Below are 16,136 nucleotides of genomic sequence, written 5' to 3'. Positions count from 1 at the left end.
ATGTACTTCCTTATCTATCGGGTACATATGACCAAGAAGGCGAACCACCCCGTACGGACCAGCGAGAAGACGTTGGAGTTGATCGAGACGCTCGATACCGACGACGGCTTTCGGCTCAGCGAACTCGAAGATCGCCTCGAGATGAGCAAGAGCGGCATTCACAACCACCTCAGTACGCTCAGAGAGCACGGATACGTGGAAAAGAACGGCGACGAGTACGCGCTCAGCCTGAAGTTTCTCTCCCTGGGTGGCCACGTTCGCAGTCGCTCACCGCTGTATCAGTACGGGCGCTCGAAGATCGACCAACTCGCGACCGACACCGGAATGTTGGCGAACCTGGCGACCGAGGAGAACGGCCGCGCGGTGTATCTCTATCAATCCCGCGGGAGTTACGCTGTCAACCTCGATACGCACGTCGGATACCGACTTCGCCTGCACAACATCGGCATCGGGAAGGCCATCCTCGCGTCACTCCCTCGCGAGCGCGTCGAGGCGATCGTCGACGAGTGGGGACTGCCGGAGGCGACCGAGAACACCATCACCGACCGCGAGACACTCTTCACGGAGCTCGATCGGATCCGGGAACGTGGATACGCGACGGACAACGAGGAGCGCACGGAGGGGCTCACGTGTATCGGTGCGCCGGTCAAACTCGGCGGTGACGTTCTCGGCGCGATCAGCATCTCCGCGCCCACGAAGCGACTCGGGAACGCTGGCTTCGACGACGACATCACCGCGGAGGTCGAGAGCACCGCCCACGAACTCGCCTTGGACATCAAGTACGCCCGGCAGTAAATCGCCGCCACCGAGTCGAGTCGGCCAGCGGTTCACGCCCGGTACACCGCGCTCGTTAGTGAGAACAATTATCACTCCCCTCGGGAGTAGTAGCCACTATGCCAGAAATCGTCGACGGCTATACGCACATCCTGACCGAACACTTCTTCGAGAAACTGACCGACGAGTTCGGCTTTCAGGGCCTCTCCGGTCGGCCGGAGTTCCTCTGGGACGTCGAACAGCGAAAGCAGGATATGGCCGACTACGGCGTCGACAAGCAGATCATCACGCTCGCGCTCCCGACGATGTTCCAGGGGATGGATCACGATCTCGCACTGGAGATCACGCGCCTCGCCAACGACGAGATCCGTCGGCTCGCCGACGAGCACCCCGACTCGTTCATCCCGGTCGCGACGCTCCCGATGGTGAGCGAGGCGTTCCTCGCGGAGTTCGACCGCTGCGTCGGCGACCTGGATATGGCCGGCGTCCAGATCTTCTCGAACGTCGACGGTCGCCCGCTCGACGACGAGCAGTTCTGGCCGCTCTTCGAGGAGGCCGAGGCAACCGACACCCCGCTGTGGATCCATCCGCAACTCTGGGAGTGGTACGACTGGGCCTCCGAGTATATGGAACACCGTCTATTTGGCTGGCCGTTCGACACGACGCTCGCACTGTCGCGGCTGGTGTTCGGCGGCGTGATGGAAGCATACCCCGACCTGAAGATCGTCTCGCACCACGGCGGGGGAATGGTCCCCTTCTACGGGCGGCGCATCGAGATGTTCTACCAGCAGCGACAGGCGTATCCCGAGAACTACCCCGGTTTCCACGAGAACGCCGCGTCGCTCTCGCAGCCGGCCGAGGAGTACTTCAAGAAGTTCTACGCCGACACGGCCGTCTCGGGGTCCACGCCGGCGCTTGAGTGCGCCGACTCGTTCTTCAACGACGGGAACGTCGTCTTCGGCACCGACTACCCGTTCAGCCCCGAGCGGGGCCGTCGTACCGTCGACGTGACGATCGACGCGGTCGAACGGATGGACGTCGACTCCGACACGCGCGCAGACATCTTCGCAAACAACCTCTACGACTTGATCGAGTAGTCGGGGGTGCGTTTTCGCATTCAGAATTCTCTCGGTGACGAACACTCCCAAAAACGTCGTTTAATTCCGTTCAAACAGGCGTACGTATGTTATTTCCAAATCAGATATGGCTGTAAATAGTCCTGTAGCGGCAGTTACCGCGTTTCGCCCTCTCATCCCACACCGTTTTCAAAAAGAAAAACAGAGGGTGTGGATTCGCTACTCGGCGCGGACTTCGATCGAGCCCAGGTTCGAGAACTCGACGTTGTAGACGTCGCCGGGTTCGATGTCGATGGCTGCGGTGATGCCGCCGCTCATCACGAGTTCGCCCTCGCGGAGTCCGTCGTCGACGTCCGCCAGACGGTCGGCGAGCCACGCCACCGGTCGCGCGGGATTACCCATAATGTCCGCACCGAGCCCCGTCGCTTCGACCTCACCGTTCACCGAGACGGCGACGCCCTCCATCTTCAGATCGAGGTCAGTGACGTCGCGGTACTGCTCGCCGACGATGACCTTGCCGGCGGATGTGAGGTCGGCGATCACGTCCTGTGCCGAGGGGATCGACCAACCCTGGAAGCGGCTTTCGAGGATCTCGACGACTGGGACGACGGCCCGCGTCGACGTGAGGACGTCCATCGTCGAGACCGGTGCAGTGAGGTCTTCGTCGAGGATGAAACCGATCTCGGCCTCGATGCGGGGCGAGATCATCTCTGCGGTCGGCACGGGCTCGTTATCCAGTACCGTTTCGTGGGCGACGTACCCGAAGATCGGCTCCGGGATCCCGAGCTGTTCCTGTTTCGCCTCGCTGACGAGTCCGAGTTTGTGGCCGACGATGTCCTCGCGGCCGCCTTCGCTGAGTCGGTCGAACACCTCGAACTGGATGCGGTAGGCGTCTTCGGTCGAAAATTCGGTCTCGTCCGATAGCGGCGCGATCGGCTCTTTCTCGTCGTAGGCCTCGTACAGTGTCGTCGCGAAGCGGTCGATCTCGTCCTGGCTGAGTGGCATACGTTCCTACGTTCGCTGGTGCATTCATTATACTTTCGACACTCACAGCGACGTTCACCCCGCGAGTCGGCCCAGTCCCGTTTTCGGATCGAAACCAGTCCACGGGTGCACGGCGATCCTGCTTCGCCTGCACACTGGAGTTGAGTAATCGAATACGATTACATTTATGCCTTTGATCCACAATGAGCAACCAATTCCGGGGTCGGTATTATTTTACTCGTGGGACGTGTTCGTAGACGTGTATGTCCGAGAGTGAGGTATCCCAGGAGATCTCGATCGACGCCTTCTGGAACGCCCTCTACATCGACGGTGAGTGGGAAACGCCCGACGACAGAGACCGAATCGACGTGACGAACCCCGCGACCGGCGAGTCCGTCACGGAGGTCCCGGCGGCCTCAGTCGACGACGTCGATCGCGCCTTCGAGGCCGCTACGCGGGCCCAGGCGGAGTGGGAGGAGACGACCCCCGACGAACGCGCCGCCGTCGTCCGCCGCGCGGCGACCCTCATCGAGGAGTACGAGGACGAAATTCGAGAGATTCTCGCCGTCGAGAGCGGCGGAACGAAGCCGCGCCAGGACATCGAAGTCGGCGGGACCATCACTTTCGTTCACGACGCGGCATCCTTCGCGTTTCGCTCCTCCGGCGGGCACAATCAGTCGAAGATCCCCGGCAAAGAGAACATCATCCAGCGCGAGCCAGTCGGCGTCGTCGGCGTGATCTCGCCGTGGAACGTCCCGCTGAAGCTCTCGATCCGCGCGGTCGCGCCCGCCATCGCGCTCGGAAACAGCGTCGTGCTCAAGCCCGCACAGGAAACGTCGATCTCCGGAGGGTTGCTGCTCGCGCGCCTCTTCGAGATGGCCGGCCTCCCCGAGGGCGTCCTGAACGTCGTCACCGGGACCGGCCCCGAGGCCGGCGACCGCGTCGCCTCGCACCCCGACTGTGAGGTCATCGCTTTCACCGGATCGACCCCAGTCGGGCAGATGGTCGGCCAGAACGCGGTCGATCACTTCGCGTTCCCCGCTTTAGAACTCGGCGGCAACAACCCCCACGTCGTGCTCGAAGACGCCGACCTCGACGCGGCTGTCGATGCGGGCGTCTTCGGCTCGTTCTGGAATCAGGGACAGGTCTGCATCTCGATCAACCGCCACCTCGTCCACGAGTCGATCTACGAGGAGTACGCCGAACGACTCGCCGAGCGCGCCGCCGAACTGAAGATCGGCGACCCGCTCGACGACGACGTCGTGATCGGCCCGATCATCAACGCGGACCAGCGCGAGGAGATGCTCGACTACATCGACCGCACCGTCGAGCAGGGGGCGACTCTCGAAACCGGCGGTGCTGGCGAGGGCCTGTTCGTCGAGCCGACCGTCCTCACGAACGTCACCAACGAGATGGCCGCCGCGTGCAACGAGCACTTTGGACCCGTCGCGCCGATCATCCCCTTCAGCGACGACGACGAAGCGGTCGAACTCGCAAACGATACCGAGTACGGCCTCGCAGCGTCGGTTCACTCAGCCGATCGTGGCCGCGCTCGCGACGTCGCCGACCGGATCGAGGCCGGGATGGTCCACGTCAACGACCAGACTGTCAACGTCGAACCACACGTCCCCTTCGGCGGGGTGAAAGACTCGGGGATGGGCCGCTACAACGGCAAGTGGATCATCGACGAGTTCACCCAGACCAAGTGGACGTCCGTCCAGCGCGAACCACGCGAGTACCCCTTCTAATAGGGATTATCGTAAGTCTCCATAGATGTCTCGCCGGACGGTACGGCGAGAATCTCCGAACAGTTACGATAATCCCTATAAAAGGGACTGACGCCAAAACTGTCCTTCTCTCTCGTGTCGTTCTACTCCTGATCTGGCCTGACCTGATCTGACACCGACAGCATCGCTGCTATTCGTGCCGCCCGCGGTACGTCGAGAGGTAATCCCGGGCGGTTTCACCGAGCATCGCCAGATCCGGTCCCATCGCCAGGAAGTCGACGCCCCAGTCGTCGCGGACGCCGACTTCCGCACGGCTCGTCGCGAGCGTGCCAACTGGCGTGTTCGCCTCGTCCGCCGCGTCGACGATCCGCTCGACCGCGTCCTGCATCGCGTCGGCGTCGTAGTCGCCGAACACGTCCAGCGAGGCCGAGAGGTCGACCGGGCCGATGAACAGCGCATCGACGCCGTCGACGGCGGCGATCTCCGCGACGTTCTCGACGCCCCGCTCGGACTCCACCTGCACGATCGTCAGCACCTCCTCGCTCGCCGATTCGACGTACTCCTGCAGGTTCGCGCCGTAGCCGGCCGCACGGTAGCCCGCGACGCCGCGGCGCCCGTGCGGTCGATAGGTGCAGGCGTCGACGGCGCGTTCGGCCTCCGCGGCCGTCTCGACGGACGGCACCATCACGCCCACCGGACCGAGGTCGAGGACGCGCTTCACCTCGGTCGGATCGTTCGAGGCGACGCGAACGATCGGGACCGTGTCCGTGCCCGCGGCAGCGACAGCCCGGACCACCGTCGCTAGCGCTTCCAGCGTCATCTCGGTGTGTTCGCCGTCCAGTACGGCGAAGTCGTAGCCGACGCCGGCGAGGAGTTCGGCGCTGGCGGGATGGCCGATCGAGATCCAACAGCCGGCGACCGGTTCGCACGCGCGGAGTCGCGACGTGAAGTCGTCTCCGAGACTGAGGTCGTCTCCCATACCGTCGGGTACCGCTGCAAATCGCTTGAACTTTCGGGTACGCATCATATTCGGCGGTCGCATTCGAATCTCGTGATTGACAGTACGGAGTCCGTATCCGCGTTTCGCGCGGGATTTCCCACCGTCCTATCCGATCTGCTCGCGTACCGTAGGCGAAGTTATTTGTACGATAAATTCCTACCGAACGATATGTCGTTAGATGCGGCGATAGTCGGTCCGGGTAACATCGGAACCGACCTGATGTACAAGATACTCGACCGGAGTGAGAATATCGACCTCCAGCGGATGGTAGGTATCTTCCCGGTCGAGGAGTCCGAAGGACTCCAGGCCGCCGTCGAACAAGGGATCGACGTCGGCACCGAAGGCATCGACAGCATCGAAGAACACGCAGACGAGTTCGACATCGTCTTCGAGGCCACGAGCGCGGGCATTCACGAACAGCACGCGCCGGTCTATGAGGATCTCGGTCTGTTCGCGATCGACCTCACACCGGCCGCGATCGGTCCCTACACCGTTCCCGTCGTCAACCTCGACGACGTGATCGGCGAGACGCAGAACATCAATATGGTCACCTGCGGCGGCCAGGCGACGATCCCGCTCGTCCACGCCGTCAACCGCGTCTCGAACGTCGAGTACGCCGAGATGATCTCGCACATCGCCTCGAAGAGCGCCGGCCCGGGCACGAGAGGTAACATCGACAAGTTCACCCAGACGACCGCGGCGGGACTCGAAGAGGTCGGCGGGGCCGACGACGGGAAGGCGATCATCACCCTGAACCCGGCGGAGCCGCCGATTATGATGCGGAACACCGTCTACACGATGGTCGACGAGAACACGGACGTCGACGAGGTCCGCGACTCTGTCTCCCGTATCGAAGCGGACGTCCAGACGTACGTCCCCGGCTACGAGGTCACGCTCGAACCGACAGTCAAAGACCAAGACGACGTCGCCTTCGACCTCGGCGACTCGATCATCCTCACCACGATGATCGAAGTCGAGGGCGAGGGCCAACATCTCCCGCCGTACGCGGGCAACCTCGACATTATGACAAGCGCAGCACTCGGTGCCGCCGAACGGATCGCACAGCAGCCAGTCGACGCCAGCCCCATCGGGGGTGTCAGCGATGACTGATTCGGTCCGGCTGGTCGATATGACGCTCCGCGACGGGATGCACGCCGTCGACCACCAGTTCACGCCCGAGGAGATGGCAGACGTCGCGGGCGCCCTGAACGCGGCCGAGATGGACGTCGTCGAGGTGTCTCACGGCGACGGAATGGGCGGCTCCTCGATCAACTACGGCTTCTCGGCGGCCAGCACCGAGGAGTACCTCGACGCCGTGACGCCGGAACTCACTGACACCGAGCTGTCGGTCCTGATGCTGCCCGGCATCGGTACGATCGAGGAGATCGATATGGCGATCGATCACGGGGCGGACATCTGCCGGATCGCGACCCACGTCACCGAGGCCGACGTCTCCGAGGAGCACTTCGAGTACGTCAAAGACCAGGGCCTCGAAGCGAACGGCCTCCTGATGCTCTCGCATATGGCAGCGCCCGAAACGGTTCTCGAACAGGCCCAACTGATGGAGAGCTACGGCGCCGACGCCGTCTACGTGATGGATTCCGCCGGCGCGTTGCTGCCGAGCGACGTCCGCGACCGCGTCAGTCTGCTCGCCGACGAACTCTCGATCGACGTGGGCTTTCACGCTCACAACAACCTCGGGCTCGGGATCGGCAACTCGCTCGCGGCGCTCGATTCCGGCGCGGTGACGATCGACGGTTGTCTACGTGGGCTCGGTGCGGGCTCGGGCAACGCCCAGATGGAGGTGCTCGTCGGTACACTGGAGAAAGCCGGCTACGACGTCAACCCGGACTTCTTCGGCACGATGGACGCCGCCGAGGACGTCCTCGTCCCGATGATCTCCGACGACGAGATGCCCGAACTCGACAACGACTCGCTGCTTTTGGGCTACGCCGGCGTCTACTCCTCGTTCCTCCGGCACACCCGTCGCGCGGGCGAAAAGTACGACATCGACCCCCGCGAGATCCTGATCGAACTCGGCGAGATGGAGGTCGTCGGCGGTCAGGAGGACCTGATCACCGATGTCGCCTCGCGACTCGCCAGCGAGAAAGACGCCGAGACCGCCGAAGCGGCCTCGGACGACTGACGGCAAATCGACCGCGGTTTCGTTTTTCTGTCTCTCCGGTTCTCGGAACTTATAGGGATTATCGTAAGCCTGCATAGATTTCTCGCCGGACGGTACGGCGAGAGTCTCTGAACAGTTACGATAATCCCTATTAGAGATCTTCTCGCGGCTCGACCAGTTCGATCACGTGCCCGTCCGGGTCCGTGATGAAGGCGACGCGCGCGCTCGCGCCCGTGGAGTCGAGCGGGCCGCGGAGCAGTTCTGTCTCGGTCTCCTCTTGCAGGCGCTCGACCTCCGCGTCGGTGTCGTCGACTTCGAGCGCGAGGTGGTCGAAGCGGGCGCGGCTCTGCTCGCCGAGGTCGTGACCGGGCTTGTGCTTGAACTGGATCTCGGCGTCGCTCTCGCCGCGGACGTAGACGTTTCGGGCGTCGTCGCCGCCGACGAACTCGTTGGTCTTCTCTAGGCCGAGCGCGCCGACGTAGAAGTCGAGCGTCTCGTCGATGTCCGATACCCAAATCGCGCTGTGAATTACGTCCATACTCCAAGGCGGGGCAGGCGTCGACATAAATCACGGGGGTCAGCGTTCGCGGCCCGCGTTCGGATGCCGGACACCAACCTATTTGATGCCCGACTCAGTAGCGAGCATATGGCAGTTCCAGCAGAAACCCGCGAGGAGTTGGCCGAATCGCTCTACACGGCGCTTCGGACGCAGTCGCCGATCGATCGCCTCACTGCGGACCACGAACTGACGAAGTCGGACGCCTACGACATCCAGACGCGACTCGTCGAGCGCCGTCTCGACGACGGGGCGGAGATCGTCGGCCACAAGATCGGCCTGACGAGCGACGGTATTCAGGAACAACTCGGCGTCGAGGAGCCCGACTTCGGCCGCCTCCTCGATACGATGTTCGTCGCGGGGCGAGAGATCCCCGGCGACGAACTCCTCCAGCCGCGGGTCGAACCCGAGATCGGGTTCGTTATGGAGGAGTCGCTCTCGCCGCCGGTGACGTATCTGGACGTGCTCGATGCGACCAGTTCGGTGCTGCCTGTCGTCGAGGTCATCGACAGCCGCGTCCGCGACTGGGACATCCGGATCCAGGACACGATCGCAGACAACGCCTCCTCAGCGCTGTACGTCACGGGCGAGCAGACGACGGTTCCCGATCAGGATCTCTCGCTCGAAGGCGTCAAGCTCTACAAGAACGGTACGCTCGAATCGTCCGGCGTAGGTGCGGCCGTGCTCGATCACCCCGCCCGGTCGGTCGCGTGGCTTGCGAACACCCTCGCAGACTTAGACGAGCAGATCGAAGCCGGTCATCTCGTCTTGAGCGGGTCGCTGACGCCGGCCGTCGATCTCGCGCCGGGCGACGTGATCTCCGTCGAGTTCTCCTCGATCGGTACGGTCAACGCCCGACTCAGCGACGAATAAAAGACGGCGAGGTTCGCGGGCGCGCGACGCTATTCGGTGTACGGGATGCCGCCGAGGCTGTACTGCGTGCCGAACCACTGGTGGTCGGATTCCGATCCGATTTCCTCCTGCCAGACGACGGTCTCCCAGTCCGGCTCGAAGTTGAGATAGCCTGGCCCGGCGAACAGTTCGAGACGGATGCCACTGGCGGGGTCCTTGACGTAGAGGTAGTTCGCGTTCGTGATGGCGTGCTTGCCGGGGCCGCCGTCGATCTCGATGTTGTTCTCCGAGAGGATGTCGGCGGCGTCCCACAGATCCTGCAGGTGATCGAGGTGGTAGGCGATGTGGTGGAACTCGTGTTTCTCCTCTTCGAGTCGGTGGACCGCGATGTCGTGCGGCAGCGGCGTCGTAGCGTGCCACCAACCCCAGGTCGTGCCGTCCTCGGATTTGAAGACCTCGTTCAGTCCCATCCCGAACTCCTCCTCGAAGAGCTGTGAGGTCTTCTCGGGCTGTCCGTCCTGCACGTGGGTGTGGTCGATCCGCTGGGGGTACACGCGGTTCGCGTGCTCGGGGCTGTAGCGCCGCATCGGGATCTTCGAGCGCTGTTCTCCGTCGATATCGGGTTTGTCCATCTCGTAGTAGATCTCGAAGCGGTGCCCCGCCGGGAGCTCGAACATAATCGAGTCGCCGATGCCCGCCTCGTGACCGTCTTCGGTCCACGTGACGTCCATCCCGAGTTCTTCCAGTCGCTCTGCGTACTCCTCGACGGATTCGGGGTTCTGCGCGCGGAACGCGATGTGATCGACGGCGCCTTTCTCGCCCTCGGTGAGGCTCATCGTGTGGTGCTCGTAATCCCGGAGCGCACAGAGATATGCGGTGTCGTCCTCCCGTTCGACGACCTTCATACCCATCAGGTCGCGGAAGAACCACAACGATTCCTCGAGATCGGGCGTCTCGAACGCTATGTGTCCAAGTTTGGCAAGTTCTGCCATACTGTGTATCAGTTTTGCAGTTCTGTTATATACATTTTTCTAAGACTGCGGCGAGTGCGTCGGTTCGGTGCGGCTGTCGACGACTGAGCCCACGGTTTGGAACGCGCCGGGAGGCCGTCGAACCTTTGTGCGAGTCCGCTGTTTGTGATTTACCGAGAATCACCGAATTATTTATTATGTATGATGCGCTCCCCGCGTGTATGGGTATTGCGACCCTTGCACATGCCGAGTTGTACTGTCCAGACCTCGAAGCGTCGCTCGAACACTTCCGCGACACGATGGGAATGTACGTCCGCCACGAGGAGGACGACGCCTACTACCTCGCCGCCTACGGCGACTGGCAGGACTACACGCTCATCCTTCGCGAGGGCGACGAGTGGGGCTGCAACCACGTCGCCTGGATGCTCGAAGACGAAGGCGACTTCGAGGTACTACAACAGCGCATCGAAGACTCCGGCTACGACACCGAGTGGGCCGACGAGGACAAAGAACCCGGCCAGGGCCGCGCGCTCAAGTTCGACTACCCCGGCGAGACCCCCGAGTACTTCGAGCTCGTCTACGACGTCGACCGCGCCTTCGACACGGTCAAAGAAGAAAACCGCGCCCGACTCAAAAACCAACCCGCGCGCAAACCCGAACGCGGCGCCGGACTCCGACGCATCGACCACGTGAACTTCAACGTCACCAACGTCCCCGAGTGCGTCGAGTGGTTCGAGGACGTCCTGGGGTTCAACCTCCGCGAGGAGGGCGTCGATCCCGAGGGCAACCAGGTCGGCGCGTGGCTCAGTGTCTCCCCGCTCGTCCACGAGATCGCGTTCGTGAACTCGCCACCGGACGCGAACGTCAACGACAAGATCGACCACGTGGCCTACTACATGGACGGCGGCCAGTCGGGCGAACTCGAACGCGCGGCGGACCTGCTTCGCGAGCGCGGCATCGAGATGGTGGGCGGCCCCGCCCGCCACGGCGTGAGTCAAGCGCACTTCAACTACTACGTCGAACCCTCGGGCAACAAGATCGAGATCTTCGCGGGCGGGTACCTCATCTTCGATCCCGACTGGGAGACGATCACCTGGACGCCCGAAGACGGCTCGGACACGTTCGTCTGGTGGGGCGGCAAAGCCGGCTCACACGCCCGCCGCCAGTACGACTTCGTCCCCACCGACGAAGACGACTGGAGTGATCAGGAAAGCCACCACCTCCGCGAGCGCTACCAGTCGATGGAGCCCGAAGCAGCCGACGACTGAACGAGGACTCCCGAATCCAGCGTCTGTCCATTTTCGTCGTCACAGAGCGATGTCCCTGCGAGCATCCGGGACGTGTCTATTTGGTAGAGACGCCTTCAGACAGCGCCGTTGATGCTCATAAAACAAGAGAAGAAAGACGCGGGAGACGAGCTCAGTCCGCTTGCGCGTACTCGGAGACGAGGTCGCCGGGGACGACGCCGTCGTCCGTCCAGCCGCGGTGGTCGTAGTACTCCTGGATCGAGGACTCCAGATCGGGCAGGTCGTAGGGGAGCGTGTCGTCGTCGGCGTCGCGGCCGCGCTGATTGCTGAAGTGCCGTTCGAGGTTCACGACCCGATCGCCGACCGCGAGCAGGTCCTCGTAGTCCACGTCGAAGAGCGCCTCGAAGATCTCCTCTTCGATGACGCGACCGAGACCGAACTGACAGAGGACGGCGCTGTCGCGGACGGCGTTGCGGTTCTCGTTGTCGATGATGAACTCCGCTTTGCCGGCGGTACCCTCCGCGGGGATGACGTCGTTGTACTCGGCGATCATCGTCGTCGAGTACATATGGTCGGCGCCGCGGTTCGCGACGGCGTAGGAGAGCCCCTGGCCGTGGACGACGCGGCCGTCGTGGGCGGCGAAGTCCATTCCCTTCACGGTCCAGTTGTCGACGCCGAGGTCCTCGTAGATGCGGTCGATGCCCTCTGCGAGTTTGTCGCCGACGCCCTCGCGGTAGGCGATCTTCTCGACGAGTTCGTGAATCAGTTCGACGTTGCCGAACTCGTCCTCGCTGGCGAGGTACGCGGCGATGGTGTTGCCGCAGGAGATGGTGTCCATCCCGAGGTCGTCGCACATATCGTTGGACTTCATCACGTCAACGATGTCGTCGACGCCGGAGTTGCTGCCGAAGGCCATAATCGTCTCGAACTCCGGCCCTTCGGTCTCCAGCCCACTCGCCTCGTCGCGGGTCGGAAGCTTACACGCGAACGCGCACACCGAACAGGCTGCCTTCTTGTACTTCTTCTCCTCGACGCGGTCGCCGTTGATCTTCTCGGCGTTCTCGAAGGAGAGCTCCGAGAAGTATCGCGTCGGCAGCGAGAAGTTGTCGTTGAGAATCTGGACGAGATGAGTCGTCCCCTGTCGGCGGAAGATGTCGTCGCTGGTCGCGGCCTGGCGGTGAACGTCCATCTGGACGTCCTCGTTGGGCATCTCGATCTCGGGCGCGGAGTCGCCCTCGAACGTGAGACACTTGACGTTCTTCGAGCCCAGGATCGCGCCGAGTCCGCCGCGACCGAAGGCGCGCTCGTCGTAGGTCATCGCCGAGGCGAACCGGACCTCGTTTTCGCCCGCCGGACCGATCGTCACGAGGTTCTCGCTCTCGAGGCCGTAGCGCTCGTTCATCGCCTCCGTGACCTCGGGAACGGTCGCTCCTTCCAGCTCGGGGACGGCCTCGAACTCGACGCCGTCGTCGCGGACGTGCACGGCAAGGAGTTCGTCGCTCGCGCCCGCGACCTCGACGACCGAGTGACCGGTGCCGACGAAGTTCCGCGAGAGGTAGCCGCCGGCGTTCGAGGAGAGGATCCCGTCGGTGAGCGGCGAAAGGCCGGTCAGATTCATCCGCCCCGTGAAGCTCATCGAGGACTGCTGGAGCGGCCCGGAGGCGAGGTAGACCCGGTTCTCCGGGCCGAGGGGATCCGCGTCGTAGGGGATCCGGTCGTGCGCCAACTTGGTCGAGACGCCGCGACCGCCGATGAACTCCGAGAGTTCCTCGTCGATGTTCGTCGTCTCCGCTGTGCGGTCGCCGACGTCGACCGTCAGCAGCGATCCGTGTGCGTGTAGCATCGTACGCAAATACGCAAGCGAATACAAAAACCCGTCGCCCACGGATCGCGAGCGGTGTTCACGCGCACGCTGCCGTCACGTGCTTGCGTCCGTCACTCACCCGGCCATCGCCAGGATTCCGAGTTGGATCGGCACCAAGATGAGAATCGTCGCGAGCGTGACCGCGGAGACGACGCGGATCAGTTCTCGCGCCTCGACGATTTCGTACGCTAAGATGACGACGAGGACGGCCGACTGATAGGGGAAGAACGGCATCTGGAGCGCAACCGCTTCCGTCAACGTGATCGGTACGACTGGGAGGCCCGCATCGGCGGCGAACGCGACGACGACGGGCGTCACGACGCTCGCAGCGGCCAAGCCGCTGATGACGAACATCAGCCCCACCGTAAACAAAAAGACGATCGCGAGCACCGCAAAAAGCGGTGCCTCAGTCGGGACGATAGTCAGGAGGCGTTCGGCGAGTGCGGACGCGACGTTCGTCCGAGTCAGCCCCTCGCCGATCGCCAGCACGGCGGCGATGAAGAACAGAATCGAGAAGTCGATACCGCCGACGGTGTCCTCGAAATCCGCGATGCCGATTCCCGGGAGAAACGCGAGCACCGCTACGAACATCGCGCCGTACACCGGGTGCAGTCCGTGGAACACGTCAGTCACCCAGAGGGCGACGCCCGCCAGGAGGAACGCGAGCATCCGGCGTTCGGAACCCGTCATCGACCGCAACGTCGACGTCTGTTCCTCGATCGTCCAGTCGGCCTGCGGCCGATAGAGCGCGTAGACGACGCCGAGGATCACGAGCAGTCGACCGACGCCCATCACGGGAAAGAGCAGGACGAACCACTCGGTCCAAGCGATCGACGCCCCCGTGATCGACTCGAAGATCCCGAGCACGACGATGTTCGGCGAGCCACCGGTGAGCACCGCGACGGTCCCGAGATACGTGATCAGAATCGGACCGAAGAACAGCCCGAGCTTCGCGTCCCGGGCGTCGAACCGGTCGCCGACTTCGAGTGCGACCGGCGCGAGGACGAGCACGCGGACGATCCCGACCGGGATCACGAGGACGAGAGCGAGTCCGGCGAGCGACAGGCCGGCCAGTAAGCGACGGTACGTCCGGACCGGATGCACAGCGGGGTCATCGACCGTGACGCGGTGGACGATCCAGCGGCCCGTCCACTCGGCGAGTCCGCTCCGCCGGGTCGCCTCGCCCATCACGAGACCGAACGCGATGAGCCACGTCGCAGGCGAGCGGAACCCCGAGAGAGCGAGGTCGAGCGAGAACGCGAGGCCGACGAGTCCGAGACAGAGTACGCCGGTGTAGGCGGGCGAAATGAGGTTTCCGATCCACAGCGCGATGCAGAACGCGGTAATGGCGAGCATCGTCGCCCCTGCGGGATCGAACGGCGCTCCGAGCCGCACACCCGCCGCTGCAACGAGCCCGATCGGGACCGACAGGGCCGCGCGGTCACGAACGATAGCGGTAGCGACGTTCGTCATCGCCGCGCTGTGCCCCCCGCCGCTGGCTCCCGTTTCAACACGGATGAGTTATCGACGATCGGTTGTATATATGTTCGGACTTCGACGTGGTCGACGGCTCCGGATTCGATGCACGTGACGGGGGCGAATTATTCAACAACTCACATTATGCACATATTCGTCTTTCGACTGTGTCCCCTGTACACGACCAACCCAGAGAGGGCCGTAGGTCACACCAGATTTCATACGGTCCCCAGGAACGACGCCGACCGAACTGACGACCGTACAGCCGTCGTCGATGTCAGACTCGACGTCGAGTAGTGCCGGAGGACGGCGCCGGGAGAGCGAGTCTCTGTTCGATCACTGTCTGATTGAAGCAGTTACGACGAAAGTGGAGGATTTTCAATGTCAAAACAATTGGCCCAGAGATGGATTTTGGATATTAATTAGATAAATCAGGATTTGGGCGCATTTTCTCAAAATGTTAGGGCGCAAGTAGTGGTAGAAGTTGGTAAATAATTCGCTCATACGCTAACATATTTAATATTCTACTGGAAAATCGATGACGTACCGTCACTGAAAGCGCTCGTAACTGCGCCTCGAATAACAGATGTACTGTTGTTTGCATACTCCGATTGGCGTTCAGTCAGCGTCGTGTTCCGAGATTTGTTTTCATATACAGAACTTCCGTATCATTCGCACGTCGTCACGAACGTAATTGCACGACAGCGTGATCGGCTGCGTAATCACTTTCGAACGCGACGATAGCCGTCCAGGGGGACGCGGAGTCCGACATACGTTCTGCGTTGGGTCGCCGCCGAACTCGAATTTTAGCGCAACCAACAGGAACTCTCTGAGTGCAGAGTGAACGACAGTCAGCGTCAGTCGCGCTGACACTCACAGCCGCGCTGTTCGAGGAACTCCGAGATAGAGTACTGTTCGCCGCAGTTCTGACAGAGCACCTGCACGTCCAAGAGCACCTCGAACTCGTCGACGTCGATCCGGCCGGTCTCGCGAAGCTTCTCGATGCGTTCTTCGGTAACGGAGAGCGTCCGCGTCATCAGTCGCTGGATGCTCTGGAGGTCCTTCTCCACTTTCTCCTCGTCGGAGAGTCGCCGGTACTCGGCGTCGCGGTACTCGGTGAGGTACGATCTGATCGCCTGGTAACTGACGAAGTCGGATTCGAGCGCGTCGACGTCGACGCCGTTCTGTTCGAGGCGATTGCGCGTGTCTGTTCTGACACCTGTACTGACGTCATCGTCGGTCAGATTCTCGTACGTCGAGGAGACATCGCTCTCGAGCGCACTCATTCCGGCGTCGATGAGGGCTTGCTCCAGGAGTCGTTCGTTGAAGTAGTCCGCGAGGTCGCGCAGGCTCGTCCGCTCGACGCCGTCGCCCGTCCAGCGGGCTTCGAGCTCGTCTCCGAGGCCGTCGAGGCCGTATTCGGAGATCAGCCGCGCCACCTTGCTCGATGGTCGATTGTCGGTCGTGTTTGACATTGGGGTTCT

The 16,136-nt window shown here is 62.6% G+C and carries 14 protein-coding genes; 7 read left to right on the top strand and 7 right to left on the bottom strand.

The window, feature by feature from the left end; all coding sequences use genetic code 11:
• Positions 1-27: 27 nt before the first annotated feature.
• Positions 28-795, top strand: coding sequence for an IclR family transcriptional regulator (locus RBH22_RS04405; protein WP_256290343.1), 768 nt, complete (start codon positions 28-30; stop codon positions 793-795).
• A gap of 98 nt (positions 796-893) precedes the next feature.
• Positions 894-1,871: an amidohydrolase family protein gene (locus tag RBH22_RS04400; RefSeq protein WP_306676640.1), complete on the top strand. Its 978-nt coding sequence runs from the start codon at positions 894-896 to the stop codon at positions 1,869-1,871.
• 198 nt (positions 1,872-2,069) lie between these two features.
• On the opposite strand, the gene RBH22_RS04395 is transcribed toward RBH22_RS04400, so the two are convergent.
• A complete protein-coding gene (locus RBH22_RS04395; protein WP_256290340.1) occupies positions 2,070-2,855 on the bottom strand; it encodes a fumarylacetoacetate hydrolase family protein in 786 nt (261 codons plus the stop codon).
• 242 nt (positions 2,856-3,097) lie between these two features.
• Here RBH22_RS04395 and RBH22_RS04390 point away from each other — a divergent pair, with 242 nt between their 5' ends.
• A complete protein-coding gene (locus RBH22_RS04390; RefSeq protein ID WP_306676639.1) occupies positions 3,098-4,582 on the top strand; it encodes an aldehyde dehydrogenase family protein in 1,485 nt (494 codons plus the stop codon).
• Between the two features lie 169 nt (positions 4,583-4,751).
• Here RBH22_RS04390 and RBH22_RS04385 read toward each other — a convergent pair whose 3' ends face one another.
• Positions 4,752-5,540 (bottom strand): aldolase/citrate lyase family protein, encoded by a 789-nt coding sequence (locus RBH22_RS04385; protein WP_256545011.1) that lies wholly within the window; start codon positions 5,538-5,540, stop codon positions 4,752-4,754.
• A gap of 189 nt (positions 5,541-5,729) precedes the next feature.
• On the opposite strand from RBH22_RS04385, the gene RBH22_RS04380 reads away from it, so the two are divergent.
• Together RBH22_RS04380 and dmpG are read left to right on the top strand one after the other, a co-directional pair.
• Positions 5,730-6,671 (top strand): acetaldehyde dehydrogenase (acetylating), encoded by a 942-nt coding sequence (locus RBH22_RS04380; RefSeq protein WP_256290337.1) that lies wholly within the window; start codon positions 5,730-5,732, stop codon positions 6,669-6,671.
• Positions 6,664-7,707 (top strand): 4-hydroxy-2-oxovalerate aldolase, encoded by a 1,044-nt coding sequence (gene dmpG, locus RBH22_RS04375; RefSeq protein WP_306676638.1) that lies wholly within the window; start codon positions 6,664-6,666, stop codon positions 7,705-7,707. The genes RBH22_RS04380 and dmpG overlap by 8 nt, the downstream gene beginning before the upstream one ends.
• A 130-nt stretch (positions 7,708-7,837) precedes the next feature.
• Here the strand turns inward: dmpG and RBH22_RS04370 are convergent, their stop codons facing one another.
• Positions 7,838-8,224, bottom strand: a complete 387-nt coding sequence (locus tag RBH22_RS04370) for a VOC family protein (protein WP_256545009.1) — start codon at positions 8,222-8,224, stop codon at positions 7,838-7,840.
• 108 nt (positions 8,225-8,332) lie between these two features.
• On the opposite strand from RBH22_RS04370, the gene RBH22_RS04365 reads away from it, so the two are divergent.
• The gene (locus RBH22_RS04365; protein WP_256290333.1) at positions 8,333-9,115 is read left to right on the top strand and encodes a fumarylacetoacetate hydrolase family protein; all 783 of its coding nucleotides are present in this window, start codon (positions 8,333-8,335) and stop codon (positions 9,113-9,115) included.
• A gap of 29 nt (positions 9,116-9,144) precedes the next feature.
• Here RBH22_RS04365 and RBH22_RS04360 read toward each other — a convergent pair whose 3' ends face one another.
• Positions 9,145-10,086 carry a VOC family protein gene (locus tag RBH22_RS04360; RefSeq protein WP_306676637.1) on the bottom strand — a complete coding sequence of 314 codons (942 nt, stop codon included), beginning with the start codon at positions 10,084-10,086 and terminating at the stop codon, positions 9,145-9,147.
• Between the two features lie 200 nt (positions 10,087-10,286).
• On the opposite strand from RBH22_RS04360, the gene RBH22_RS04355 reads away from it, so the two are divergent.
• Positions 10,287-11,333, top strand: a complete 1,047-nt coding sequence (locus tag RBH22_RS04355; protein WP_306676636.1) for a VOC family protein — start codon at positions 10,287-10,289, stop codon at positions 11,331-11,333.
• A gap of 151 nt (positions 11,334-11,484) precedes the next feature.
• Here RBH22_RS04355 and RBH22_RS04350 read toward each other — a convergent pair whose 3' ends face one another.
• The 3 genes from RBH22_RS04350 to rdfA form a co-directional block, all read right to left on the bottom strand.
• Positions 11,485-13,155: an aldehyde ferredoxin oxidoreductase C-terminal domain-containing protein gene (locus tag RBH22_RS04350; RefSeq protein WP_306676635.1), complete on the bottom strand. Its 1,671-nt coding sequence runs from the start codon at positions 13,153-13,155 to the stop codon at positions 11,485-11,487.
• A gap of 96 nt (positions 13,156-13,251) precedes the next feature.
• Complete coding sequence (locus RBH22_RS04345) at positions 13,252-14,649, bottom strand: SLC13 family permease (RefSeq protein ID WP_306676634.1); 1,398 nt, start codon at positions 14,647-14,649, stop codon at positions 13,252-13,254.
• Positions 14,650-15,509: 860 nt separating this feature from the next.
• Positions 15,510-16,127 (bottom strand): rod-determining factor RdfA, encoded by a 618-nt coding sequence (gene rdfA, locus RBH22_RS04340; protein WP_256290678.1) that lies wholly within the window; start codon positions 16,125-16,127, stop codon positions 15,510-15,512.
• Between the last annotated feature and the right edge of the window lie 9 nt (positions 16,128-16,136).

Source organism: Halobellus sp. H-GB7, from assembly GCF_030848585.1.
Classification (GTDB): Archaea; Halobacteriota; Halobacteria; order Halobacteriales; family Haloferacaceae; genus Haloquadratum; species Haloquadratum inordinatus.
Note: the sequence above shows the minus strand (reverse complement) of the source record. Positions and strands in the feature narration are given on the sequence as shown.